Genomic DNA, 25,710 nt, shown 5'->3' with positions numbered 1-25,710 from the left:
TGCGTTCGCCATGACAGACCACCAGCTTTTGCTTTGAAAGAGCTCGGAGGTGGTACGGGATCAATGACTACAGATCGCTTCAGGTGGCGTGTACGATCCTCCCGGAAAAAAGAAACGAGACTGAGTTTGTCGGTCAATCGAAAAGGACTAAGAAAGACGCCACTGAGAAAAATTGCGGAAACAAAAGCAGAAAGACAACGCACGAATGAAAAGATTCGGTACCTTGAGCGATTATACTTGCTGACCGTCGCTTCACTTTGAGAGGTACGCCTTATGTCACTCGTATCGGGTATAGTAAGGACAGTTACAAGGACAGTTACGAGGAGCCTTAAGTTAGGTTCGCTACCGACTGAGCCTGACTACCAGTCGAATGAATACGTCAAGTTGCGCCGCACCAACATTACGCCCTTGCAGGATCCCCGATTTACCAAGGATCAGCGGGAAAAGCTGATGGCGAAAGCTGCGAGCGCAAGGTATCTAGGAAATTAGGCGCCCATTCAGATGGTGATTCTGGTATGCCTTCTGCTCCGCCGCTCGTCAAATCAGAGCGCCCCGCGCGGCCGGAGCGCCGCCAGAATCGAATCCGTCTCATGCTGGAATTGACCGATCGGACGAAATGAGGGGGACCTGCTCATAACGGCCGGAAAGGTCTTTGAGGAATCAGAATGTCCGACATCGAATTTTCTAATCTGCTCTCCGAACTCAACAAAAGCGTGAGCGAGTTGAATGCGGGAACCGAGACGGTTAACTCCGTATTGGCGGCTGTGGAAACCCAGCTCACCAAGATGAATCTCGGATTTGAGGTATGGGTTCCTGATTCGCTTTCGAGTGTCCAAATCAGCGAATATAGGTATCAGGATACCGAACTTGGTTTTGCGATGACCGGCACTGATTGGTCCCTTGCTGTGCGGGTCCGGGAGGGCGAGAGAGATTCGTGTAGTGGTGATTTCGAGTGGTATCCGCTTCCGATTCCAGGGTCGACTCGGCTGCTGGATGCTTCACGTCAGGTTCGAATCAAGGCGTTGCAGCACATACCGGAACTCCTTGAGGCGCTGAAGAGCAAGCCCGACGAAGCAGCCCCTACCAATAAGGAATTCATTAGGTAAGTATCGATCTCAATGAATCGTCAATCGGTCACAGAGCTGCGGAGCAAGCTGAGGCTTTTTTTCTGAAGCGCGGAACGCGCGCTCTCTATTGATTGGCTCCATCTTCATCGCGCAGACTTGAGCCTCATCTGACTTATATTCATTCGGTGTAAGACATCATCGAGGAAATCATAACTGACTTCGTCCAGTGACTAGACCGTCCGTCACTTAGGTAGTTAGAGGCTAGTAGCAGTGCTAATTTGACTTCGGAATTCGCTGCCCCTGCCCGAGGAAAGAGCTTTATGCAAAGACATTGGGCCCCAAGAATTGACAGCTGTGTTGTCCGAAATGATCGGGGTCTACATCGCCCAATACAACGCCGACCATGATGCGGAATCCAACATCAGCCAAGAGCAGAAAATAGAACTAAAAGATGCGTTGGCGGGTGTGTTTGGACAGCCAGCGTTTTCCCTTGAGTTTACTCAAAACCAAATCAAGTCACTCGCGTTTTCAAATTCAGATTGCTAGGGAAAATGCTAGAGATTGTTTCACGCGATTGATCCGTTAAAGCCAAAGCGAGAGCATGCGATACGATCGGTGAAGGCCTCATAGAACTCTAGCCATATACCCTTGCCTTCGGAGTTTTGAGTAGGGGCACCATAGCGATCGCCGATTGTCTAAGCTAGCGTTGATCAAACCTCTGGAACGCAGAATGGTCTTCAAGCTTTGGGTACGTTGGCGGGTTGTTATTCAGGCTGTGGGCGTCAGTCACGGGGAGCCAAAAGGGCTAATTCGGATGGTCTTCGATTCCATTTACGGCTAGTTCTCTGATGATCTCGCGATCGATCTGGGCACCGCCAACACTCTGATTTACGTCAAGGGCGAAGGAATCGTGTGCAACGAGCCTTCCGTGGTCGCGATGCAAAAACCCTCGAGCGGCTCGCGGCGAGTGTTGGCGATCGGTTCGGAGACGAAAAAGATGCTCGGCCGCACGCCTGGCTCGATCGTCGCGCTTCGGCCGCTTAGGGACGGCGTGATCGCCGATTTCGAGATCACCACGAACATGCTCCGCTATTTCATCCGGAAGATTCAAGAACAAGACCCTCGTGCGTGCTGTCCTGGCGAAGATTTTTTGGAAGAGGCACCGGCTCGATCCGCAGCAGAGAGAATCGAGCATAAATCAGCATCTGACGTTCGAATCTCGACTTGACGTGTCAGTTCAGCGTCTTCGGGTTCCATGAGAATCGTTAGTATGTCGGGCAGATCGTTTGGTCCGATTGCTTCCTTGATCCATATCGTGCGTTTGTCCAATGGCGATTGAAGGTGCCCTAGATATAGATGTTGTGTCTTCTAAGGAGGTCCTTTAGAAGCCGATACTTGCTCGCGTTTGACTGCTCGTGGTCGATTCGGACAACCAGACGTTCGAAGCGCGCGCGGATGGATTTGTTGTTCAGGGGTGCGATTTTCCGAAAATCGCCAGAACCATCAACAGCCAAAATCCAAAGGAGAGTAAGACCACCCCACTAATCGCATAGACTGCCAACCTCACGATGAGAGGAACCGACTGCCACCCGGATTGTGTGCGTGGCGCATTGTGATAGCGAGGGAGGCGGGCGAAGTGGAAGTTGTGCCGCTCATGGAGAGCGGCGCCGCAGCGCGTGCAGAACGCTGAGCGCCGACCGTACTGGAACGCGCCACACCTAGAGCAGGTTGAGTTTCCGACCAAGCGACAGTTCTCCGTTAGCAGGAATCGCCTCTAGCCATCAAAGCGCGAGGCGACGCGACCTGCAAGCGCTGTCCTGGCGAAGATTTTTTGGAAGGGGCACCGGCTCGATCCGCAGCAGAGAGAATCGAGCATAAATCAGCATCTGACGTTCGAATCCAAGCTTCTCCGGTGCCCTCAGGTCGAAGAAAATGCGCGAGCATGCGCAATATTTTCGAGGTTTCTGCGGAGCACGCGAAAATCGCGGACTGCTTGGCGGGGAGACAGTCCATGCGAACTCCCGAGCCCCTTTCACAGATCAGGAAGTTTCAGCTGACTATCTTCGGTGCGACATAGACCGCAGTCTCGATCTTCTCCTCAAAGACGCCAGACGGATTCAGGGATAGCAAGGCTTCCGTAAGCTCACCCTCGAAGTCCGCCAGCCGAATGCCAAACATCGGCTTTGTTGCATTCGCGCTGGAAAAGACCCAACCGAGGATGGATGCGACATCGCGCGTGATTGCAAACGGAAATTCGCGCACCGTGAAGCCTGAAAAATGCCGCGAGCGCGCCAGGCACGGCTCGTGCACAGATTCCCGATGCTTCATCGGATGGCGACCGCGCCTGCCGAGGTATTTCGCTACGACTTGCGGAGCAGTTGTTTCCCAACTCTCCTGTGGGCGGCGTCGCCCCTCGTCCAGAATAACCAACCCGCCGCCGTCCTCAACGACGTCCGCCAATTGGTGAAGCACGAGATCGCGATCCATCCAGTGCAGGGACTGGCCCAGTGTCACCAATTGGAACCGACCAAGATCAGGCAGGGCATCTTCGACGCGCGCGCACAGCCAACGAATCCGCCCAACTGCCCTTGCGGCGGACAATCGCCGACCCTCCTCGAGCATTACAGTGTCACGGTCTAAAGCGACGATGTCTGCGCCGGTGCGGGAAAGAGGAATTGCGATCGTGCCGGGACCACAACCAAGATCGAGGACCCGCGCGCCAGAGGAGAGGCTAAAGGCAGAAATGATGTAATCCAATGCCGCTGGCGCGTAAGGCGCGCGATGCAAGTCATAGTAAAGGGCGGCCTTTTCGAAGGGCGAGGTTTCGATCGATTCGACCATCTACCGAGAATAGCAGGCGATTACCGCGTGTGCGCCATCCGGAAGCGGGCCGGTATGCCGGTAGTACCGTCACAATTGACTGACTCATTCGTCATCGAGCTCGAGCGTTCTCGCAGGCTTGAGATTTCCGACCGACGTAAAGAATAGCGACTCGCAACATTTCCGCTTTCAGGGGTTGTGCGATAGAAAGCGAACATGAAGACCCGCCGTGCTGTCGCTTGCTCCCGTTGCTGAAGTACGCGGACGCGAGTACCTGGAAGTGGTTTCGCGACCATCGCGACCGATTGAGCTAAGAAAATAGTAATCCTTACAGTTAATCTGCCACCACGACCCGAATCGGTTTGATGCTGCCGAAAGACTAGCGCGATACTCCAAACCCTACGGGCAAAGCGGTAGTCTTCAACAGCGTTTTCGGGCATCGATCCCCCTACCTCGCCGCTGACCTCGCGGGCTAGTTTTTCTGCGAAGGTGCCTAATTTGACAAACAGCAGAATCTTTGTACAGCCGCGCAGCGGCTCGTCGTTCCACAAGGTCGCTCAAGAAGCGCGCGATATTCTCCACAAGGCGGGAATTGCTTCCGCGCGCATCGGCGGCATCATCGATGATCAAGGGGTAGTGGTGGTCGGTGTGGTCGATGTGCCCGAATCCCTCAGGAGACTTATGCTGGCCGGATTCCGAGCCGTGACAGACTCAAACACTCGCCTCAAATAGTGCGTTTGCTATCGTTTTCGCATGTGCGATGCTGGTCTCTGTGAGCATTGCGGGGAAATTGGTGCCCCACGGTTGATCGATGCGCTCAGTCTTGGACAGAACGCCGCTATGGACATTGTTCTTTGCGATGGGTGCTTTGACAGACTGACAGATTTGGAGACGGCGATTTGGGCTTGGGTTCGCCAGAAGTACACGAACCAGACGTGAGGGAAGCAAATGATACCGAATTTCAAGGGCCATCACTTTGTGGAAGATTCAAAGCCAGGTGAACCGCCGTCCGGGCATCACTGCGACCGATGCGGATTGAAAGCTGCACTGAAGCCGGACGGCTCAACCTATTTTGAAGTTGGTCGAAGACGGATATTTCAGAAGCCAAGTGATCGCATTCCGCTGAACGCGTTGCCTATACCGGCATGCACGGTCCGCCCTCGTCCGGCGTAGCCCGCTCTGGTCCGCGATTCCACTTGGTCCCGGATGGTCCCGCTTGATCGGCCAACGTCTCTCCGCTCATGGAGCGTTGGAGCGCGGGACCCGAGGCAATCGAACCGTAAAGGTCGTGCCTTCCGACTCGGTGGACACGACTTCGACCACGCCGTCATGCCCGGTGACGATTTCTCTCACGATGAACAAGCCCAGTCCGAGTCCACTTTTGATAAGTCCGGGCGACGCCACTTCTCGTCGCACAAACGGGTCGAAAATCGAATTCTGCAGGTCTGGAGGAATCGACGGGCCCTGGTTCGTGACCCGAAGCTCAACGTCAGGTCCTCGGCCTTCAGCAGAAACACGAATCTTTTCTCCGGAGGCGTGAATCACGGCATTCATCACGAGATTGAGAACAACTTGCCCTAACCGCTCTCGATCCCAGTTTCCATTAAGGTCCCCGGTCTTTGCTAAGTCGACAACGACATTGGGCTGAGATTCCCTGACGTCTTCTAATGTTTGTTCGCAGATCTCACCAAGATCAGCCGCTGTCCTCCTGAGCGGGAGTGGAACCCGCATGCGGCTACGCACCAGTATAGCCAGGTCGTTCATCAGGCCATCGACATTACCAACGGCTTTAAGAATGCGCTCTACCGAACGAGATTGGGCGTCTTGAAGCGGGGCCGCCTGCAACAATTGACCAGAAAGTTTGATGATATTGAGTGGATTGCGGACTTCATGAGTGAGTACCCCAAGGAAAACATCGCTGTAGCGTTCTGCTCGGTCCGCATAGCGCCTGATTATCTCGGCGATCGCCTGGTCGATGGTCTCGTTGAAGCGGGTTACTTCAGAAAGAACCACGTCTTCGTCCGAAGGTCCGCTCTGCACCCACAGGAACAGGATACTCGACCGCAGGGCGCGGTATTCGGAAATCGCCTGTTCGAGATTGAATCCGGAATTCAGCCTCATGCGTGCGTGCAGCGCGCTTATCCGGTCGAGCGCACCGCTCCGCCGCCCTTTGCCTTCGCTCTTATCTGATTGCTCTTCCTGGCTTTGCGGGCTCTCCATGTTATCGGCCATGGCCACCAGGATTTCTCGCAAATGATCGCGCAACGCCCAAGCAGTCAGATCTGGGCCAGAGACTGATAGGTCCTTGGCGAACTGCTCCCACCCTGTTTCGATTTCTTTGGGGTGCGACCGAATGAATTGAGCGATTCGCATAAACGTTAAACAGCCTTTGTTGAACGGTGGTCAGATCGGTGGAGCCTTCGGATTTACGATGGCAAATTTACTTGGTTGCCGTAAAGGCGACGCTCCGGTCGGGTAGTTTCATAATTTGAATCGCATGCTACATTCCGAGGGCATGTCGCGCCGCAAGGATCTCTGCCCAATAGACGAAACTCGCCGCCCCGACGGCACTCTGACCAGCGAAGTCGCCTATCGACTGCTCAAGCGTAGAGGCGTTCTTGCCCGTGCTGCCCAGATGCGCGCCGAAGGCTTTATCACCCTCAAACAGGCTAGAGAAAACTCCATCGTCGTCAGAACCCTTAAAGCTAAACGCCGGTCAAAGTGTGACCAGTGTAAAGGCATTCTCTGAGAAGGTGTTGAGGATGCTGGAGGCCAAGTCTAGCGGCCCACTCACGCCGGAAGACCGCAAGTTACTCGGATAATCCGCCGGGTCAGTCCTGAAGTCGCTAGCTAGAGTGAATCCAGAGGTCCATGAGCAGCTCAGTGCCGAAGATAAAAGGCTGCTCGATGGAGTCGGTCCAAGTCGCCCTCGCGGGCCGAAATGATTTACTGAACCGCAGCCAGCCTTGGACAAGGCGAAACGCGCGGCTCTCAGACATTTTCATCTTGACAGGCCATGGTTGCGTACCTGACAGTAGCTTCCGCCAAGAAGTCGGTAAGCTTTTCACCACTCAAAAGTTCGGGAATATTTTAGAACGATGAGTCTCAGGTCGCTTGCGGTACTCTGCGGGCCTTACTTGATAGCCGCGATGTAAGATTCACCGGTGGGAGAACAAAGCGGCTTGGCCGGCTAGCGGCTCCGCATGGGTAATCAAGGGAGGCAAAGGCGCTGCTAACTCTAACGTATGATGGCGTGAAAGGGGCACCGGCTCGGTTCTCGACAGAGAGAATCTAGCATAAATCAGCTGCCGGCGGCTGAATCTAAGCTTCTCCGGTGCCCTCGGGTGGGAGGAATGCGCTAACATGCGCACCATTTTCGCTTTTCCGCGGAGAGCGCGAAAACCGCGGACTGCATGGCGGAGAGGGGTGGATTCGAACCCCCGGTACCTTTTGGCAATCGAGCGGCAGAATTGTGCCCAACATTGGCGCATTATTCAGTCCCAAGATAAAGCAGCAATGCTGCAGAGATATTCTTCGCCAGTGATTCGGCTGTGCTTGACCCATCTCCGGTCCCCCTTCGGTCGAGGTCCGAGGCCCGCATATTCTAGAGGCCGATAGCCAAGCTTAATAATTCCGAGTTCAAATTTTCCCCTGCTGGGCAGACAGTCGGCGATGTCCGCAAGCGGGCGCTGGTGATACAAGATCGCGTTGTCCTGAGGGGGCGGTACGGATCAATGCGTTGCTCGAAGTGCGGAACCGAAAGCAAGACCGGCAAGAAGTTCTGCGCAGTGTGCGGCAGCCCAATTTCCAATCGATGCCCGAAGTGTGGCTCTGAAAACGCACCTCCATCGGCATTCTGCGAGGACTGCGGTACCGCGCTAGCTCCTAACACCGCGCCGTCAACTTCACCGCCGCGAGGGTCGACCTCCGACGTGCGTGTCGCGGCGGAGAGTAGCTCACCCGAGAATCTCGAGGGCGAGCGCAAGACGGTCACGGCCCTGTTCGCGGATATCAAAGGCTCGACCGAGCTCGAGCAGGACCTCGATCCCGAAGAGGCGCGCGCGATTGTCGATCCCGCACTCAACCTGATGATCGACGCCGTCCGCCGCTACGACGGGTACATCGTGCAATCGACCGGCGACGGCATCTTCGCGCTGTTCGGCGCGCCGATCGCGCACGAGGAGCATCCGCAGCGCGCGCTGTACGCGGCACTGCGGATGCAAGAAGAGCTGAAACGCTATTCGGCGCGCTTGCGCGAGGCAGGCAATCTGCCGCTCGAAGCGCGCGTCGGTGTGAACACCGGCGAGGTTGTCGTTCGTTCGATCGCGACCGGCGAGGGACATACTGAGTACACGCCAATCGGCCACACGAACAATCTCGCCTCACGGATGCAGTCGCTCGCGCCGACCGGCTCGATCGCAATCAGCGAGCAGACGCGCAAATTCGTCGAGGGATACTTCACGCTCAAGCCGCTGGGTCCGACCAGGGTCAAAGGCGTCAGCGAGCCGATCAACGTCTACGAAGTGACCGGTCTCGGCCCGCTGCGCACGCGGCTTCAACGCTCAGCCAGCCGAGGGTACACAAAGTTTGTCGGGCGCGAGCGGCAGATGGATGCGCTCTGTCATGCGGCCGAGCTCGCCAGGCAGGGGCACGGGCAGATCGTGGCCGCGGTGGCCGATCCGGGGGTTGGGAAGTCGCGCCTCTTTTACGAGTTCAAAGCCAGGAACCAGTCAGGCTGGATGGTGCTGGAGAGTTTCTCCGTGTCGCACGGGAAGGCATCCGCTTACTTTGCGGTCATCGACCTGCTGTACAACTATTTCAAAATCCTGGGCGAAGATGATCAACGCGCGCGTCGGGCGAAGGTCACCGGCAATGTCCTGACACTCGACCGTGCGTTGGAGGACACGCTCCCATACGTGCTTGCGCTGCTAGGCATCGCGGACCAGGACGATCCGCTCGCGGGCATGGATGCCCAGATCCGCAAGCGCCGCACGCTCGACGCGATCAAGCGAGTCCTGCTGCGCGAGTCATTGAATCAACCGCTGATGCTGATGTTCGAGGACCTGCACTGGATCGATGAGGAGACGCAGGCGTTTCTGAATCTACTCGCCGACTCGATTGGGACCGCGAAGATCTCGCTCCTGGTCAACTATCGTCCCGAGTACCAGCATCAGTGGGACAGAAAGACCTACTATACCCAGCTTCGGCTGGACCCGCTCGGTAAGGACGGTGCGGAGGAAATGCTCGCCGCGCTGCTCGGCGAGGGCAAGGACCTGATTCCACTCAAGCGTCTCATCATCGTGAGAACCGAGGGCAACCCGTTCTTCATGGAAGAGACGGTACAGGTGTTGCTCGATGAGGGTGCACTGGTACGCGACGGGGCGGCGATCAAGGTCACCAAGTCGCTCAATGAGCTAAAGATTCCTCTCACCGTACAGGGGATACTGGCGGCGCGGATCGACCGCCTGCCCGCGGCTGAGAAGGAGCTGTTGCAAACCGTGGCCGTGATCGGAAAAGACTTTCCGCTCGCGCTAGTACGCGAGATCACCAAGAAGCCCGACGACGAGATCGATTCGATGCTCAACAACCTTCAACTGGCCGAGTTCATCTACGAGCAGCCCGCGGTAGGCGACCTTCAGTACACCTTCAAGCACGCGCTCACCCACGATGTCGCGTACAACTCGGTGCTGATCGAGCGCAGAAAGCTGCTGCACGAACGAGTCGGTTCCGCTATGGAAGCGTCATTCGCTCAATCAATCGACGATCATCTGAGCCAACTCGCTTACCACTACGGCCGCAGCGCCAACGTTCGAAAGGCGCTCGAATATCTGGGCTTGGCGGGCCAGCAGGCTCATCGGCGCTTGGCCCACAGCGAAGTAATCGTCCATCTGAACGCCGCACTCCAATTGCTGAAAAGCCTGCCCGAGGACGACGAGCGCCGGCGCGAGGAAGCGAGCCTGCAAATCACGTTTGCGGAGGCTGCAGGCGCCGCCAGAGGTCCCGCCGATGACGAGGTGGGCGCGGCGCTGGTGCGCGCCCGGGATCTCTGCACGCAGCTGGGCGACACCCGGCGGCTCTTCCGCGTGCTGCTGGGCCTCAGGTACTTCTACAATTTCAAGAGCCAATGGCAGAACGACCTCGAGACTTCGCAACAGCTCCTTGCGCTGGCCGAGCGTGAACCCGGTCCCGCAAAGCGGTTATGGGCGAATACCGCGCTTGGAGACATCCTCGAATTCCTGGGCCGGCACCGTGACGCCCGAGCGCATCTCGAGAAAGCCATCGCTCTCATTCCCGCTATTGCGGAGCACACGGTCTTTCCGGTTGCGGATCCGCGCATTGCGGCCCTCTGCATGTACGGTGAGGTTCTTTGGTGGCTCGGTTTTCCGGACCAGGCTCTTGAGCGTTGCCGCGAAGCACTGACGCTGGCGCGCAAGCTGGGGAGGCCCTTTGTGTTATGCTCGGCGTATTCCGGCGTCTGCACGGTCTACCGAGATCGCGGCGAGGTCTCTGCGCTTGAGGAAGCGGCGAATGAGATGAGCGTGCTGGCGGATGAGCACGGGTTCGGGCTCTACAGAGCGGAGGGAACTTACTGGCGCGCTTGGTGCCTGCTGAAAAAGGGCAGCGTCGAGGAAGGGCTCAACGAGGTTCAGCGAATTATGGCCGCGCGACGCGCGGAGGCCTTGGCGGCTGGCGGTGCCCTTTTCGATGCGTTCGAGGCGTACAGGAAACTCCGCCGATTCGATGAAGCGCTGGCCCTGTTGGACCAGACCACCTGGACGCCGAGGTTCTCCTCTGCTGTGAAACGCGTCCGGGGTGAGCTGCAGCTCGAGGCCGGACGCTGCAGCGAGCGCGAGGCCGAAGACCTCTTCCGCGACGCGATCCGGATTGCTCGCAGCGAAGAAGCCAGATCATTCGAGCTGCTCGCGACCACCAGTCTCGCGCGGCTGCTCGCGAAGCAGGGTCATCGCGACGAGGCCCGCGCGATGCTCGCGGAAATCTACGGCTGGTTCACCGAGGGCTTCGACACCGCCGACCTGAAAGACGCCAAGGCCCTGCTCGACCAGCTCGGCTGAGCGGGCGATACCATATGGTTCGTCATCCTGCGATCGATCGGCGGAAGGGGGTTTGCAATATTCTGAATAGCTCAAGACGCAAAAAAGGGCCGAGCCCTTTTCGAGCCCGGCCCCTCATCTCAAAAGGGGGTCTAACTATTTCTTGACCTTCGCCTTCCGCGTGCGTGCCGCTGATCCATAGCGCTTAGTAAAACACTTGCGGCATCGGCGATCCCGCCGCTTGATGAAACTCGGAGCCAGGTCATCGCTCCCGCAATAGCGGCAAACCAGTTTGTCTGATTTCGACTTGCTCCCGATCTGCTTCCGGAGCGGCCGTGCCGACTCAGCCCTTTTTCGAGTGGCTTTTTTCGGGGCCGATGTTGAGGAATTTCCGATCGGCTTATGCGCGCTTCCCTTCGCCAGTTTCGCTTGTTCCATCGCTCTGAATCTCCTTGAGCCGTAAGGGCTCGTCGGGATGTTCGCTCTGGTCGGCGCGTGAAGCGAGCGGTTTCCTCGCGCAAAAAGGAGCCCACTATCGGCGCACATCAAGGGTCTGCGCGGCCAGAGCGATTGGAAGGCGAATGGGGATGCAGCTAGAGGACGAGACTTGGGTAAGCGCGATATTGCCCAAATCTCCCGCCGCACACGACTGGCTCCGTGCCGCGAATCGAGCAATGTGTGTGTCATCGGGGGGCGAATCGCCCACCTTAAGGAGGACCAGATATGAGGTTGGATGCTGAGCTGAAAATCCCGAAATACCGAGAGAAAGGATCATGAAGCGACGGGCGCAGGTTCTGAACCGAGATGCTCTTCCTGCGGAGATTGCGGGCCTGTCAAAGGCTAGTACCAAGGACCTTCGCGAGGGCTGGAAAGCCATGTTCGGCAAAGCGCCGTCGCGCGATATCCGCCGGTCGTTTCTGATGCGCGCGATCGCATATCGGCTCCAGGAAGAAGCTTTCGGCGGCCTCAAGCCGTCGACGCAGCGCTTGCTGGCAGAGTTCGCCAATGACGGCGCTAACGGGTCGGCTTTCGCTGCGGCACCGTCTCGAATCTTGCAGCCCGGCGTGGTGCTAGTGCGTGAATGGCGCGGCATGAGCCATCAGGTAAGCGTTCTCGAAAAGGGATTTTCTTTCGGGGGCAAGCGTTACCGTTCGCTCTCGGAAGTCGCGCGAGAGATCACCGGGACTCGATGGTCGGGTCCCTTATTCTTCGGACTCAAGCGAGCACAAGAGGAGAGCCGTGATGGAACGCCCTAAGCCGCGAACAAGGCGCTGCGCGATCTACACCCGCAAATCTTCCGAGGAAGGACTGGAGCAGGACTTCAACTCGCTGCACGCGCAGCGCGAGGCGTGTGAGGCGTTCATCAAGAGCCAAACGGGCGAGGGCTGGCGGCTCGTCAAGACCGCTTATGATGATGGAGGCCTTTCAGGTGGGACCATGGAGCGTCCCGCCCTTCAACGCCTGTTGGAAGATATAAGGCGCAGACTCGTCGACGTCGTGGTCGTCTATAAAGTCGATCGCCTGACCCGCTCGCTCGCCGACTTCGCCAAGATGGTTGAGGTGTTCGACGCGCACGGCATTTCGTTTGTCGCAGTCACCCAGCAGTTCAACACCACTACCTCAATGGGCCGACTTACGCTCAACGTCCTACTGTCCTTCGCACAATTCGAGCGGGAGGTAACGGGCGAGCGGATCCGGGACAAGATCGCCGCCTCCAAGCGCAAGGGCATGTGGATGGGCGGAGTGCCGCCACTGGGCTACGACGTCCGCGATCGCCGGCTGGTAGTCAATCGGGCCGAAGCCGCGACGGTGAAACACATCTATGAGCGATATCTCGAACTCGGTTCCGTCCGGCTCCTGAGAAATGATTTGGAGCGCCGTGAGATCATCTCCAAAATCCGGGTGTCGAAAAACGGAGTGCGATCGGGCGGCCGTCAATTTTCGCGCGGCGCTCTTTACGAGCTGCTGTCGAACCCGATCTACCTGGGCGAAATTCGTCACAAGAAGGTACGCCATCCAGGGCAACACCAGTCGATAGTGGGCCGGGAACTGTGGGAGAAGGTCCAGCAGCGCTTGCGCGATCAAGCCGCCGCCCATCGCGAACGCCCGACCAAGGCGCCTTCCAGCCCGCTTGCGGGTAAACTGTTCGACGAGAACGGCGCGCCCCTATACGTGCAGGGTGCGGTAAAGAGCGCGCGCCACTATCGCTACTACGTCTCGCGCGGATTGGTCAGGGGATCATTGCAGGATGACCAGCGCGGGTGGCGCGTAGCTGCACCGGAGCTTGAGCGAGCCGTCCGCGCTGCGGCTCGGCAGATTCTCGGTGATCGAGTGGCGATCGCTGGAGCGATTGAAGAACTCAACATCGATGCGAACCGATTGCCTTCGATATTCAAGGTCGCCGAAGCCTGGATTCAAAGCCTGCGGTCCGAAGCGGACGCTGCATCAGCCCTAACCCGTCTAGTCGAACGCGTCGGACTGAAGGAGAACGGCATCCAGGTTTCCATCAAATTGCCGATCCCATCCGATGAAGGACGTGATACCGCGACTCCGACCGAACTTGCGCTAAGTCGATTCGTTCCGATGCGGATGAAGCGGCGCGGCGTTGAGATGCGCCTGATCATTAATGGTGACGCTGCATCCCTGCCACGCGTTGATCTACCACTGCTTAACGCGACCGCTCGTGCGTATCGATGGTCCAACGATCTGCTGGCTGGCCGGGCGCAATCGATCGGCGAAATCGCCAGGCGAGAACATGTTACGGGCCGTCACGTGCGGCGCGTGATGCGACTGGCGTTTCTGGCGCCAAGGATCGTTGAGGCAATCGCCCAAGGCCGGCAGCCCGCAGACCTCAGCGCTATAGCGATTACCCAAAGAATCGAACTGCCCCCGCTCTGGACTGCGCAGGAGCAAGCTCTGGAACCCCGATAGACTGACGCGGGCGTAGTTGCCTGCGTCCGGCCTTCTTCCCGAGGACGCTTCCTCGCAAAATGTCGGCCGGTTCGCAGATGGACATGCGAAAATCGCGAACAGAGAATCTTGCGCGGAATTTGTGCTCAGCCGCCACCATTGGCATTCTCCGCGTCCACGACCGCGCGTGAATCGCGCCCCACGCGCCGATTTTATCGCTTCTCCATAATGTATGGAAACATGCCAGACTGTATGGCGGAGAGGGGGGGATTCGAACCCCCGAGACCCTTTCGAGTCTACACGCGTTCCAGGCGTGCGCCTTAAACCGGGCTCGGCCACCTCTCCGCGCGAAACGCGATTATGCATCACACAACCGCGCGGAGCCACCCGATCTCCCTGTAAACCGATAGCCGATTTGAGGCGGTCTACAGCAATTGATTGAAGATTTGAAATGCGCGCTCCCAGTGCTCAGTCGCGGGATGCTTTATCTCAGGATCGATGATCTTGAAAGAGCGCGCGAGCGCGACGCTTACCCCACCCGCGATCGCCGGCAGACGTGCATCAGTCTCCAGGCTGTAAGGCCGGTCGAGATCCGCTGGACGCGGGGCTTTCTTGTCAAGTATGGGCTCGAGTCCGATGTCCACATCGAGCCTCTCGAAAACATGGATACTTTCCTGGAGGCCCTTGGTAATAGGAAGGTCCCACGGTTCTACGATATCTCGGCCGTTCGCACTGGCCGCAGCTTCTCCCATCAGCAGCAAATCTGACACCTTATGGTCGACAAAGTCGTAATAACGTTTAACGTCGGCTTTATCGATATCCACGCTGGCAGCGACCCGAAAGAAGTGCTCGATCTTGACGATACCTCCAACACGCTTATACGGATTCAGGTTTCGAACTACCTGGATTTGAATCGAATCTGGATCTGCCATTTTTGGTACTCCTCTCATTCACAAGATGTGTGGCCCCTGCCTCACCTATGTCGATTGGACGTCTACATGGCAGGCGGAAGGGCGTCCCCAGCAGATGTCGCGAAGTCGTAGTTCCGGCTCGAGTGCGATAGTTGGTGCGAATATCGGGCCAAGCCCGATGCGTTTCCTCAACGACCTTAAAGCACCAGCGATTCACTAACACCCTCTCCGCACGGAGAGGTCACTAAGCCTCGATCCCGGCTTGGATCTTGCTCGAACACAAAACACGATCTGAATGGAGGTATCACATGGATCAGCAACCGAGTTGGCTTGACGTTTCCATGAGACCCGCCCTCCCCCCGCCTCCCACTACGGCCGATGTGTACGAACCCGCTGGCGGTGAGGCGTACGTCGTAGAGATACACGTCCCTGGTTTAAAGCCTGAAGAAATCGCCGTTGAGGCAACACCCGACGGCCTGAGAGTGTCTACGCACCCATCGCAGGAAGAAAATTCTGACCGGATATACCTCCAGCGCGAACAAGATAGCCGTCCGTGGTCACGATTGTTCGATTTCCCGATGGAGATAGATCCCGATAAAGTGCGAGCCACAGTGGAGGCCGGGATTCTGAAGATCTACGCTCCCAAGGCATTGGTCAGTCCGCCAAGGGTTATCCGCGTCAAGGACTAATCAGGACAGACCGGCCAGGCAGCGTGACATTGACGACAACGGCTCGATGGTGACGCCGCGCGCGCGTTTGACAGCGGCGTCTCCGCGCTGGTTCCCCTCGCCTGAAGGGAGAGGGTTGAGGGGTGAGGTGCTTCCCTTCACGACCTCCCGAACGCTCCACGAAGTCTAAACGCAGCCGGCGCCGCCGCACTTATAAAAGCGGCGCAATCGGATGCGCTTGATCGCGCCATACCCGCCAGACTAAACAGTCATCAGGAGCCAGTCGCACAGACGGCTCACTACTGGAGACGATTCATGCTGCATACGCCGATTTGCGATTACTTTGGAATCAAGTACCCGATTCTGCTCGCCGGAATGGGCGGCGTCGCGATGCACAAGCTGGTCGCCGCAGTCTCCAACGCCGGCGGACTTGGCGTGATCGGCGCCGCGTCGCTGAGCCCCGACGATCTGCGCACGGAAATTCGCAAGACTCGCGAGCTGACCGACAAGCCGTTCGCCGTCGATCTGCTCGCGCCGATTCCCGACATGATGCGTCCGCACGTGCCGGTGATGATCGAAGAAAAGGTCAAGGTCTTCGTCGCCGGACTTTCGGTGCCACAGGAATTCGTCAAGGTGATGCATGACAACGGGATGAAAATCGTCGTGATGTGCGGCAAGGTCCATCACGGGGTCAAGTCGCAGGACGCCGGCGCTGACGTGGTCGTCGCGCAAGGCACCGAGGCGGGAGGGCATACCGGCGAAATCGGAATGCTCTCGCTGGTGCCGCAAATGATCGACGCAGTGCGACTGCCGGTGCTGGCTGCCGGAGGAATCGCGGACGGGCGCCAGGTAGCGGCGGCGCTCACGGTCGGTGCGCAGGGCGTCGTGATCGGCACCCGCTTTATCGCAACGCCTGAGGCGCAGGCGGCGCAGGGCTATCGCGAGGCAATCGTCAGGGCGCACGAAGATTCCACCTTGCGGACGCGCGCGTACACCGGCAAGACCTGCCGCGTCATCCGCACCGAGTACGCACTCGAGTGGGAAAAGGACCCGTCGAAGATCCAGCCATTCCCGCTGCAGGCGCAGACCTCTTCGCGCAACGGGGTCATGAACTACACCGGACGCGGCGGCGCCGACATCGATCCGAATCGCACCTTCATGCCGACTGGACAGGGCGCGGGCCTGATACACGAGATCAAGCCGGCCGCTGAAGTGTTCGCCGACTTGCTGCGCGAGACCGAAGCAGCACTGCGCAAAGCGCAGCAATTGATGTCGGGAGATCCAGCGCGCCAGCATTCCGCGGCACCTTCGCGATAGGACGCGGAAGGGTAAATCACTCTATTGAATGTGAAACCTTCCGTGGGTTTCACGCTTCCGCGGCAGGGGTGACCCCTGCACCCAGTATCAATCGCAAAGTTGCGCGCAGCGCACTACTTTGCTCGGGGGTTCTGTGCTTGTGTCATTCAGAGCGAAGCGAAGAATCCCGATCCTTCTTCACTCTCGCGGTCACACGCCGCGGGGGATGCCCGGCCAGATCTGCTTGTGCATTTGCAATTGCATGCGGGCCGGCAAGCGATCCTCTAGTATCCACGAGGCCAGCGCCGCCGGATCGAGTTGCCTGAACACCGGACTCAGCAGTAGCGCTCCCGCGCGTCGAGCCAGGTCACGCGTCACGATAGCATTGCGCGCCCACTCGTAGTCCGCCCGATCTGCGACTACGAATTTGATCTCGTCGCGCATCGTCAGGTGGTCGAGGTTGCTCCAGAGATTTCGTTCGCATTCGCCGCTGCCGGGACACTTGAGGTCCATGATCTTGATGACGCGCGAGTCGAGCTTACTGACGTCAACCGCCCCCGACGTTTCGATCATCACCGTCGCGCCCGCTTCGAGCATCGCCTCCGTCAGCGGATATACGCCTTCCTGCAGTAGCGGTTCGCCTCCCGTCACTTCGACCAGGTCGCATCCGTAGCCGCGAATCTTTTCAGCGACTTCCGATATCGACATGCGACTCCCCTCGTAAAAGGCGTACTCGGTGTCGCACCATTTGCATCGCAGATTGCATCCTGTCAGCCGCACGAACACGCATGGACGTCCCGCGTGCGTGGATTCACCCTGGATGCTGTAAAAAATCTCGTTGATGTGCAGGCGCTCGGAAATCATTTTTTTCAGGAGACTCTTTTCAGCGGAGCGATGCTAACTTTTGTGCGGCAACTCTCGCCTCTTCGATCACCACGCGCAGCGCAACGTTGTGCTCCGCTGCGATTCGCCGGCAGTCGTCATACTCAGGCGAAATCGTAGTTGGCGCGCCGCCATTCGCTCCCGAGGTCTTGACGCGAACTTTGCCCCATCGGGTGTCGACCTCGCTGATCTCGCGATGCAATTTCAGCCGCTCGACAGCGTGAAAGCGCAATCCGATGGTCGAGGTCTCCGCGAAAATGATCTTCGCAAGCGCATCGCGCATCGCGGCCTCTGCAATAACGCCCAAGGTTATCGCCGGCCGGCTCTTCTTCATCATCGTCGGCGTGAGCGTGACATCGCGCGCGCCGGCTTCGAACAACCGATTCATCAGGTGGTCGTAGATCTGCGGACTAAGGTCATCGATGTTCGCGGAGATCTCGATTATCTCGTCACTGTCGAAAGCGGCGCGCTCATGTCCGAGCATCAAGCGCAAGACGTTGGGCCGATCCTCCAGCTCACGCGCGCCCGCGCCGTAACCGATCTTCTCGACTTCGAATGCGAGCGGAATCGCGGCCGGACGCGCGAGCGCACGGACCACCGCTGCGCCGGTCGGCGTGACCATCTCATGCGCACCGTCGCCTATCTTCAGCGGGAACCCTGACAGCAACTCGACCGTCGCGGGCGCGGGCACTGGAATGACTCCGTGCTGCGAGCGCGCGAATCCATTGCCCATCGGGAGCGGTGACACGATCACGTCGCCGACACCGAGATGCTCGAGTCCCCACGCCGCGCCGACAATATCGATGATCGAATCGACCGCGCCGACTTCATGAAAGTGAACGTGGTCGGGCGTCGTGTTGTGAATCTTGGCCTCGGCCTGCGCGAGCACTTCGAAGATCGAAATTGCACGCTTCTTGATCGTCGTCGAGAGTTGAGACGCGTCGATCAGCGCGCGAATCTCACCGAAATGACGCTCGGGTTGCGGATCGGTCACAGCGACGTCGAACTTGAGCGCGGAGATGCCGCTCAAAGTTTTGCGCCGAGTCGAGAGCCGGTAACCTGCAATCGGCATCGACTTTATCGCGCGCTCGAGTTCGCCAAAATCGGAGCCGCAATCGATGATTGCGCCGACGATCATGTCGCCGCTCAGCCCGGAGAACGCGTCGAAGTAAGCTGTTTTCATCGCGGAATCTTTACATGGTAGCAGGGCGTCTATAGAATCAAAAACTCGGTTCGTAGCGGATTGTTCAACCGTGAGGCAAAGAGACCTCAAGCTATTCAGAAAACTGCTCGAAGGCCGCAAACGCGACATTCTCCAGGAAGCGGAGCGCGCCGTCGGCACCATGAACCACGAGTCGGACGAGGCGCCGGCCGATCCTACTGACCGCGCCGCGCTCGAATCGGATCGCAACTTCCTGCTGCGGATGCGCGATCGCGAGCGAAAGTTGCTCTCCAAGATCAGCGAGGCATTCGCGCGAATCGAAGATGGATCGTACGGACGATGCGAAGAATGCGGCGGCGAAATCGGGATCGAGCGGCTGAAGGCACGCCCCGTCACCACGCTGTGCATCGCATGCAAGTCCGCACAGGAAGCGCGCGAAGCGAAGATCTAAGCACCCCCATTCCACCAATCCGGAAAATCGCACTGCTATGAAAGTTAAAAAGGCTGTCATTCTCGCGGCCGGCATGGGCACGCGGATGCTTCCGTCGTCGAAGGTGATCCCGAAGGAATTGCTGCCGGTGATAGACACGCCGGCGATCCAGGTCGTCGTCGAGGAAGCGGTCGCGTCCGGCATCACGGAAATCATCATCGTCATCAGCCCGGGCAAGAACACCGTCGTCGATCACTTCAAGCCCAACCTTGAGCTCGAGCGCCATCTCGAAGAGCGCGGCAAGCGCGTCATCCTCGAACTGATCCTGCGGAGCAACAATCCTGCGCGCATCACAGTCGCCGAACAGCGGCAGCCACTCGGTCTCGGGCATGCGGTGCTGCAAGCGCGCGAGGCGGTCGGCGACGAGCCGTTCGCCGTGATGCTCCCCGACGACATTTTCGATTGCCCGCGTCCATGCCTCCGCCAGCTCCTGGACGTAGCCGAGACGCGCGATGCGCCAGTGGTTGCGCTGCTCAAAGTGGCGCGCAGCGAGATCTCGAAGTACGGGATTGTCGACGCGAAAGCCGCCGGCGATCGCACTTACGAGCTGCGCGGGATGGTCGAGAAGCCGGCGCCCGAAAAAGCGCCGAGCGAATTCGCAATCATGGGACGCTACGTGCTGACGCCCGACATTTTCGAATTGCTCGCCGCGGGGAAGCCGGGCGCCGGCGGAGAAATACAATTGACGGACGCGCTGATGGCTCTCACGTCGCGCCGCAAGATCTACGGCTACGAGTTCGAGGGCATTCGATACGACCTCGGCGACCGCGTTGGGTTTATCTCGGCGCAAATCGGTTTCGGGTTGAAGCGTCCCGACCTGGCCGACAGGTTGCGAGCGTATCTGAAGTCAGTTATCTCACAAGAGTAATCGCATCACGCCACAGGATGGGGCAGTAGCTCAGCTGGGAGAGCACTACGTTCGCAACGTAGGGGTCGAGGGTTCAAATCCCTTCTGCTCCACATTTCAGTCTCCAGGATCTCGGACATCGCGGAGAATCGATCGAAATCCTCGCGTGTACGCGCGATTTGAGATCGCGCGCGGACCAGAGAGCGGCTCTAAAGGCAGCGATTCGCCCAAATCGGCAAATTTCTCTCTCGGCGCGATTTACCTAGGTCCGCGGAGCATCGCCTTCCATTCGCCGCAGCCTGATCATCCGTAAGTGCGGCGAAAATCTGCATGGAACGGTAGGTAACACACAATTGTTACGTAACGGTCCGGTTACATTGATCGCTCGCGACAATTAGTGCGTATTCGGCAACGATTTGGCCGCGACTGAATTCGCAACCTCGGACGTCGAGACGCTATGGTTCTCCGCTGATTGCTGGAGGTGGATTCCATTTTCTTGGAGCTGAGATTTATTCTCGTTCCAGCCCGGAGTTGGCGTCGGGTCCTCTGGAATCGGCGGAATGTAAAGGCAGGCGGAATTTCCGATTGCCAGTAGGAGCAGCGCTGCGCCCACAGCGAGCGAAAATGTCTTTCGCCGGGCCGCTCGCTCAGTGGCCCCCGCTGGCGGCATTCTGCGAGAAATCAAATCGTATTCTGCCATCGTCTTACCCCCCTGAGACCCAAGCACCTCAAAGACATTCTCGTGATCTTGTCCATTTCGCCTTTTCGCCTGACTGTTCGGCTTTTTGGCAAAAAATAACGATTGGTTCCCATTGCCATTGCTCAACTTGGGTCGTCGGCGCAATCTCTTTTGGCGTCATCGATGAAGGCGTTAAGATGCGCTACTTATTGTAGACTCATTGTACTTATAGATTCATTGCGGCTGTGTGTAAAGACCGTCTGGACGGTCCATTGGCCCTCGAACACATGTGACGAATTGACGAGATTTCCGCCGAACCGCAGGTTTGCCCTAAGGATGTCAGCGCAGTAAGGGAACGGATGATCTGCTCTGAACCCTAGTTGGGCAAAACCAAAGCCCAAGAGGAGAACACAATGGCAGCTGTGAGCGAGGGGGTTTTCTCACAGCCCCGTCCGGGGAAACTCGACGCCTTCAAGAGTCACGTCGCCCGGGCAAGAAAAATAATGTTCACGAGCACGTCTCGGAGCCGGCCGATCTTGCCACCGGCAAAGGTGACTTCAATGGGGAATTGAACTCACCGACGATAAACTGAACAATCAGCCGTCGTCTGGCAGACGAGAATAGGGTCTGAGAGTTCAAATCCTCTCTGCTCCACCATCCAGTCTCCCGGATCTTGGACATCGCGGAGAATCGATCGAAATCCACGCGTGTGCGCGCGATTCGCGATCGAGCGCGGACCCAGAGAACGACTCCGGCGGCACGAATCGCCCGAATCTGGCAAACCTACCCGGCGCGATTTTGCCAAGTCCGTGGATCATCGCCATAGATTCGCCTTCTATCGCGACAACTGCGGCCGCAGACGGACTATGCCGGCCGTCGCGATGACGGCCGCAAAAGCGAACACCATTGCGATGTCTGGAGCTATTTCGGAAAACGTTGCGTGATCGAAGATCAGGCCAAGGTACGCGTTCATTGCCCATGAGGCGGGCGAGAGACGGGCCAGGGTCTTCATGAACGGGGGGACGATTTCGAGCGGCCACATGCATCCTCCGAGCATGCCGATGGACACGGCGATCCACGGACCGAGCGCGGTCGCTTGCTGCCGGGTGCGAAACACCGTGCCCATCAAGAGGACGATCGCGACGCCCAGCGAAGTGACCGCCGCGGTAGTCAACACGAGCCCTACGGTATCGCCCCAATGAATGCCGAAGAAAAACCGCGCGGCGACAATCATGAACACCGCTTGCGCGATCATCTGCTGTGCCGGCGCGATCGCGAGCATCGCGAGCAGTTCCCAGGTCCGGCGTGGCGCGGCCAGCAGCCGGCGCGAAATGCCGCTTTCGCGAAGCTGGAGGATGGTGAGGGCCGAGACGAACCCGGTGACCATCACGAATAGCACCAGGTTCGCGGGCGCTGTGTAAGCGAATCCGAGACGCGGAACACCGGCGTGCCCGCCCGCAGGGTAGCGAATCGGAATTTCGAACGGTTGACCGCCTCGCGCCATCCGACTCAATTCCGTGTTGATGCCGGCTCGCATGATGGCGGCGCCGGCGCTCGCACTCGAGAGGTATACAACAAGGTTCTGGTCGCCATGCCAGCCGGGCGGAATCAAAATCCCGGCGTTCATCCTGCCGCGGAAAACCGCGAGTTTAAGCCTCTCCTCATTGGTATAATCGCGAATCTGATACCGTTCATTGGATACCAGCGCCGCGGCGAGCGCCCGGCTCTCGCTCGTATTCGCTCGATCGACGAGGCCAACCTCGAATGACGCGCTGCTGTAACCGCCCATCGCGAAGCCGACGATGGCCATCACCAGGGTTGGCAGCAGGAACAACACCAGGAGCCTGCGGCGGTCGCGCCGGACGCCCGCGCCGCTGACGGCTGCCGCGCCGAAGATCACGTTCAGACTATGCGATAGTGGCATCAGGTCATCCTCTGGAGTGATCCACGAGCCCTCAGCCCCGCGAGCGCGATACCGCTCAATCCGACTATCGCCGTAACGGCCAGCGGCTCCGCTATCGTCATCAAGGTTCCGTGAGCGCCGGCGGCGGACAAATCGAGAAAGCCGAAGAACGCCTGTCCGTTCGGCGTAAGTCGAGTCAGGGTCTCGAACACGTCGGGAAGTCCCTGCGGAGGCAGGAACTGTCCGCCGACGATTGAGAGCAGGGCGATAACCATCGCCGCCAGTGCGGTTCCCTGTTCAGCGTTGTTAGCGAGACTCATCAGGAACGCAGTCAATCCGATCGCCATCAGCACACTGGTGAACATCAGCGCCGCAGCCGGCAGCGGGTTCCCCCATCGCGTGCCGAACATGAAAGAGGTCGCCGCGATCATGGTTCCCATCTGAATAAGCCCGATGAGGAATAGTGCGGCGAGTTTCCCCGCGACAATCGCGTATGGCGGTGTGGGCGAGGCGATCAGCCGCGACATTGTGCGCGAATCGACCTCCGCTTGCAGCGCGCGGACTCCTGACAACACCCCGAAGTTCAGGAACAGCACGGTCATCGACGCCGCAAAAAAGTCGACGATTCGCATCTGCCCGCCCGCGGAACGCGGAATCACTTCGGGGACTGCGCGATCGTGCGGGATTGCCGCACGATATATGAAATCACGGAAGAGCTCGCCGGTCCCCTGCATCGCGAACTGTTCGCCGCGCGCGGCGAGAATCTCAGCCGGCGGAGGATTCCCGCTCTCGATCGCGCGCCCGAATCCGGGGCTCATCACCACCGCGCATTCCGCCTGATGCTCCTGGATCATCTTTTCTGCCGCGGGAAGTGAGTCCACCGGTTCGACCCGGATCCTTCCGCCCAGCGCAGGCCGCTTTACGAAATCAACGAACCCGGATGACAGCTTCGAGTGGTCGAGATCCGCGATGCACAGCCGCATCCCGGAGCCGCCTTGCGCACCGCCCAGCGCGAGACCCATCAGAGCAGTCAACGCGAGCGGAGCGACGATCGCGGTCAGAATCGCGGTGCGATCGCGAAGCCGCTGACGCAGATCCTTGAGGCAAACAAGAAGCGCGTGTTGCATCTGAAATCAGTCGCGCAGTGCGCGCCCCGTCATCCGCAGGAAGACGTCTTCGAGATTTGGCTCAACCACGCGCACACTCTCGGCGACGGCGCCCGCGTCGAGCAGCGCCGTCAGCATCGCGGGCAAGCGGCGCGCGCCATGGTCAGCCACCACATGAAGATGGCCGTTCTCCACGTTCGCGGACCGCACGCCCTTGAGCGCGCCTACGATGCGCTCTGCGCGTTCGACCGAATCGCCGCGTCCCAGTCCGATCTCGACCCGCGCATCATGCCCCAGACTCGCTATCAGCTCGTCGCGGGTGCCTTCGGCGATGAGCCGGCCCGAATCGATAATTCCAATCCGCGCGCACAGACGCTCCGCTTCCTCCATGTAGTGGGTGGTGTATAGAATCGCAGTGCCGGTGTCGCGCAGGCGCTCCACCAAATCGAAGATCGCGCTACGGCTTTGCGGGTCGACGCCAACCGTCGGCTCATCCAGGATCAGTACCTTTGGTCGATGCAGAATTCCGCACGCGAGATTCAGGCGTCGCTGCATCCCGCCCGAATAGGTGCCGACGATGTCGTCGGCGCGCGGCGTGAGACCGACCGCCTCGAGTGCGCCTTTGATCGCATCATGCAGCGGGGCGCCGCTGAGATCGTACATCCGGCCCCAGAAGTCGAGATTTTCGCGCGCGGTTAGATCGAGGTAGAGGGTGATCGCCTGCGGCACGATCCCGATAAGCGCGCGTGCCGCAAGACCGGCGTCGATATCGATGCCATCGACGGTAATTTCGCCCGCGTCGCGCGCGAGGATTCCGGCGATCATCGAGATCGAAGTGGTTTTGCCCGCGCCGTTGGGTCCGAGCAGACCGTAGATTTCACCGGCTGCGATGGTGAATCCGACACTATCGACCGCGACGCGCGCGCCGAAGCTTTTGCGGAGCCCTCGCACGAGCAACGCGGGCTTGGCTTGCTCCGAGGCCGTCACTTGCACCGGTCGTTCCATTTCACTTCACCCTACTCCTCAGCTCAACTGAAAATGGCTCACCAGGCACGCTCTCCACGCGCCAGACACTCAAAGCCGGCGTCCACAAAGAGAATTTGTCCGGTCATCTGCGAGTTTTGCGCACTCACACACCATGCAAGTATAGCCGCGGCCTCCTCGGCACCGCCCGGATACGCGCCGCTGAGCGGAGTCATTTGCGCCATCGCCGCATTGCTCTGCGGATCCGATAGGACATACGCCGCAGCGGGAGTCTTGAAGAAGCCGAGCGCTACTGCGTTCAGAGGAATTCCAGCACCGGCCCATTCGCTTCTCACCGCGACTCTCCGGCACCATCGCTGGAGGGCGTGTTTCGCATTACCATACAGATCCAGCGGCAACTGGACGGCGTCGGGCAGCGGATTGTGATGCGTGCGAGTTGCGGTCCTTGATGCGACCACGGTTCGCGCGTGCGCGAGCGCATTATTTTCGTCCATCGTCAGACACGCTTCGATGAATCCTGCATCGGGGCGCAGCGACGCGATCGAAGAAACCGCGACCGCGCGAGGCGCAGCACTCTCCGCGAGCAACGGGCGTAGACCTTCGAGAGTCGCGACCGCACCGAAGAAGTTCAACTGGAGGCTGGTCTCCGGCGGCCCTCCTCCGGCGTTCGCAACGATTGCGTCGATTCGACCGCCCGACAACCGGGACACGCCTTCGACCATGGCGGCGCGTCCCTCGATGGTGGTCAAGTCGCCAATCACGTCCGCATGGTGAAGGTCGCACGCGATCACGCGTCCTCCTCGTTCCCTCAGATAGTGCGTCGTTGCCTCCCCGATACCGGAAGCGGCGCCGGTCACGACGTAGGTCCGATCGTCGGCTGAATCGCTCATCTGCTCCTCCCTCTGGTGGGAAGCCGAGAGTGGTAAATGCTCA

The 25,710-nt window shown here is 58.8% G+C and carries 20 protein-coding genes, 2 tRNA genes and 2 pseudogenes; 14 read left to right on the top strand and 10 right to left on the bottom strand.

Annotation, left to right across the window (positions count from 1 at the left end):
* The first annotated feature begins 665 nt into the window (after positions 1–665).
* From WB650_RS14230 to WB650_RS14220, 3 genes and pseudogenes are all read left to right on the top strand, one after another.
* Positions 666–1,106, top strand: coding sequence for a hypothetical protein (locus WB650_RS14230; RefSeq protein WP_422301802.1), 441 nt, complete (start codon positions 666–668; stop codon positions 1,104–1,106).
* A 318-nt stretch (positions 1,107–1,424) separates the two neighbouring features.
* Complete coding sequence (locus WB650_RS14225) at positions 1,425–1,613, top strand: hypothetical protein (protein WP_423960916.1); 189 nt, start codon at positions 1,425–1,427, stop codon at positions 1,611–1,613.
* A 313-nt stretch (positions 1,614–1,926) separates the two neighbouring features.
* Positions 1,927–2,173: pseudogene (locus WB650_RS14220) on the top strand (rod shape-determining protein); the annotation flags it as partial.
* A gap of 943 nt (positions 2,174–3,116) precedes the next feature.
* Here WB650_RS14220 and WB650_RS14215 read toward each other — a convergent pair.
* Positions 3,117–3,908, bottom strand: coding sequence for a class I SAM-dependent methyltransferase (locus WB650_RS14215; RefSeq protein WP_423960914.1), 792 nt, complete (start codon positions 3,906–3,908; stop codon positions 3,117–3,119).
* A gap of 477 nt (positions 3,909–4,385) precedes the next feature.
* Between WB650_RS14215 and WB650_RS14210 the strand changes: the two genes are divergently transcribed.
* Entirely contained in the window at positions 4,386–4,619 is a 234-nt protein-coding gene (locus WB650_RS14210) for a hypothetical protein (RefSeq protein WP_422306961.1), read from the top strand.
* A 507-nt stretch (positions 4,620–5,126) separates the two neighbouring features.
* Here the strand turns inward: WB650_RS14210 and WB650_RS14205 are convergent.
* Complete coding sequence (locus WB650_RS14205) at positions 5,127–6,260, bottom strand: sensor histidine kinase (protein WP_422306959.1); 1,134 nt, start codon at positions 6,258–6,260, stop codon at positions 5,127–5,129.
* 124 nt (positions 6,261–6,384) lie between these two features.
* Between WB650_RS14205 and WB650_RS14200 the strand changes: the two genes are divergently transcribed.
* The 5 genes and pseudogenes from WB650_RS14200 (at position 6,385) to WB650_RS14180 (ending at position 13,870) form a co-directional block, all read left to right on the top strand.
* The gene (locus WB650_RS14200) at positions 6,385–6,636 is read left to right on the top strand and encodes a hypothetical protein (protein ID WP_423960911.1); all 252 of its coding nucleotides are present in this window, start codon (positions 6,385–6,387) and stop codon (positions 6,634–6,636) included.
* A gap of 985 nt (positions 6,637–7,621) precedes the next feature.
* Positions 7,622–7,747 (top strand): annotated as a pseudogene (locus tag WB650_RS14195) (double zinc ribbon domain-containing protein); the annotation flags it as partial.
* A gap of 72 nt (positions 7,748–7,819) precedes the next feature.
* Entirely contained in the window at positions 7,820–10,960 is a 3,141-nt protein-coding gene (locus WB650_RS14190; RefSeq protein WP_422304099.1) for an ATP-binding protein, read from the top strand.
* Between the two features lie 752 nt (positions 10,961–11,712).
* Entirely contained in the window at positions 11,713–12,195 is a 483-nt protein-coding gene (locus tag WB650_RS14185; RefSeq protein WP_422304092.1) for a DUF2924 domain-containing protein, read from the top strand.
* The gene (locus tag WB650_RS14180) at positions 12,182–13,870 is read left to right on the top strand and encodes a recombinase family protein (protein WP_422304093.1); all 1,689 of its coding nucleotides are present in this window, start codon (positions 12,182–12,184) and stop codon (positions 13,868–13,870) included. The genes WB650_RS14185 and WB650_RS14180 overlap by 14 nt, the downstream gene beginning before the upstream one ends.
* Positions 13,871–14,102: 232 nt before the next feature.
* Here the strand turns inward: WB650_RS14180 and WB650_RS14175 are convergent.
* Positions 14,103–14,194, bottom strand: a tRNA-Ser gene (locus WB650_RS14175).
* A gap of 80 nt (positions 14,195–14,274) precedes the next feature.
* Positions 14,275–14,781, bottom strand: a complete 507-nt coding sequence (locus WB650_RS14170) for a DUF1931 family protein (RefSeq protein ID WP_422304094.1) — start codon at positions 14,779–14,781, stop codon at positions 14,275–14,277.
* Between the two features lie 287 nt (positions 14,782–15,068).
* Between WB650_RS14170 and WB650_RS14165 the strand changes: the two genes are divergently transcribed.
* Positions 15,069–15,449, top strand: coding sequence for an Hsp20/alpha crystallin family protein (locus tag WB650_RS14165; RefSeq protein WP_423960908.1), 381 nt, complete (start codon positions 15,069–15,071; stop codon positions 15,447–15,449).
* 294 nt (positions 15,450–15,743) lie between these two features.
* Positions 15,744–16,745 (top strand): NAD(P)H-dependent flavin oxidoreductase, encoded by a 1,002-nt coding sequence (locus WB650_RS14160; RefSeq protein ID WP_422304095.1) that lies wholly within the window; start codon positions 15,744–15,746, stop codon positions 16,743–16,745.
* A gap of 189 nt (positions 16,746–16,934) precedes the next feature.
* Here the strand turns inward: WB650_RS14160 and WB650_RS14155 are convergent, their stop codons facing one another.
* The gene (locus tag WB650_RS14155) at positions 16,935–17,588 is read right to left on the bottom strand and encodes a radical SAM protein (protein ID WP_422304096.1); all 654 of its coding nucleotides are present in this window, start codon (positions 17,586–17,588) and stop codon (positions 16,935–16,937) included.
* 19 nt (positions 17,589–17,607) lie between these two features.
* Positions 17,608–18,789 carry a nickel pincer cofactor biosynthesis protein LarC gene (gene larC / locus WB650_RS14150; RefSeq protein WP_423960906.1) on the bottom strand — a complete coding sequence of 394 codons (1,182 nt, stop codon included), beginning with the start codon at positions 18,787–18,789 and terminating at the stop codon, positions 17,608–17,610.
* A 70-nt stretch (positions 18,790–18,859) separates the two neighbouring features.
* Here larC and dksA point away from each other — a divergent pair, with 70 nt between their 5' ends.
* From dksA to WB650_RS14135, 3 genes are all read left to right on the top strand, one after another.
* The gene (gene dksA, locus WB650_RS14145) at positions 18,860–19,219 is read left to right on the top strand and encodes an RNA polymerase-binding protein DksA (RefSeq protein WP_422296884.1); all 360 of its coding nucleotides are present in this window, start codon (positions 18,860–18,862) and stop codon (positions 19,217–19,219) included.
* 37 nt (positions 19,220–19,256) lie between these two features.
* The gene (locus tag WB650_RS14140; protein WP_423960904.1) at positions 19,257–20,126 is read left to right on the top strand and encodes a UTP--glucose-1-phosphate uridylyltransferase; all 870 of its coding nucleotides are present in this window, start codon (positions 19,257–19,259) and stop codon (positions 20,124–20,126) included.
* 19 nt (positions 20,127–20,145) lie between these two features.
* A tRNA-Ala gene (locus tag WB650_RS14135) sits at positions 20,146–20,218 on the top strand.
* A 1,401-nt stretch (positions 20,219–21,619) separates the two neighbouring features.
* Here WB650_RS14135 and WB650_RS14130 read toward each other — a convergent pair.
* From WB650_RS14130 to WB650_RS14115, 4 genes are read right to left on the bottom strand one after another with little or no spacing between them, the layout of a single operon-like run.
* Complete coding sequence (locus tag WB650_RS14130; RefSeq protein ID WP_423960902.1) at positions 21,620–22,708, bottom strand: ABC transporter permease; 1,089 nt, start codon at positions 22,706–22,708, stop codon at positions 21,620–21,622.
* Positions 22,708–23,814: an ABC transporter permease gene (locus tag WB650_RS14125; RefSeq protein ID WP_422304667.1), complete on the bottom strand. Its 1,107-nt coding sequence runs from the start codon at positions 23,812–23,814 to the stop codon at positions 22,708–22,710. The genes WB650_RS14130 and WB650_RS14125 overlap by 1 nt, the downstream gene beginning before the upstream one ends.
* Positions 23,815–23,820: 6 nt before the next feature.
* On the bottom strand, positions 23,821–24,798 hold the full coding sequence (locus WB650_RS14120) for an ATP-binding cassette domain-containing protein (protein WP_422304669.1): 978 nt from the start codon (positions 24,796–24,798) through the stop codon (positions 23,821–23,823).
* A gap of 38 nt (positions 24,799–24,836) precedes the next feature.
* Positions 24,837–25,667 (bottom strand): SDR family oxidoreductase, encoded by an 831-nt coding sequence (locus WB650_RS14115; protein WP_422304670.1) that lies wholly within the window; start codon positions 25,665–25,667, stop codon positions 24,837–24,839.
* Positions 25,668–25,710 lie beyond the last annotated feature (43 nt).

This window comes from Binatus sp. (SeqCode) (assembly GCF_049584895.1).
Taxonomy (GTDB): domain Bacteria; phylum Desulfobacterota; class Binatia; order Binatales; family Binataceae; genus Binatus.
The sequence above is the reverse complement of the archived record's forward strand: the minus strand, read 5'-3'. Positions and strand labels throughout refer to the sequence as shown.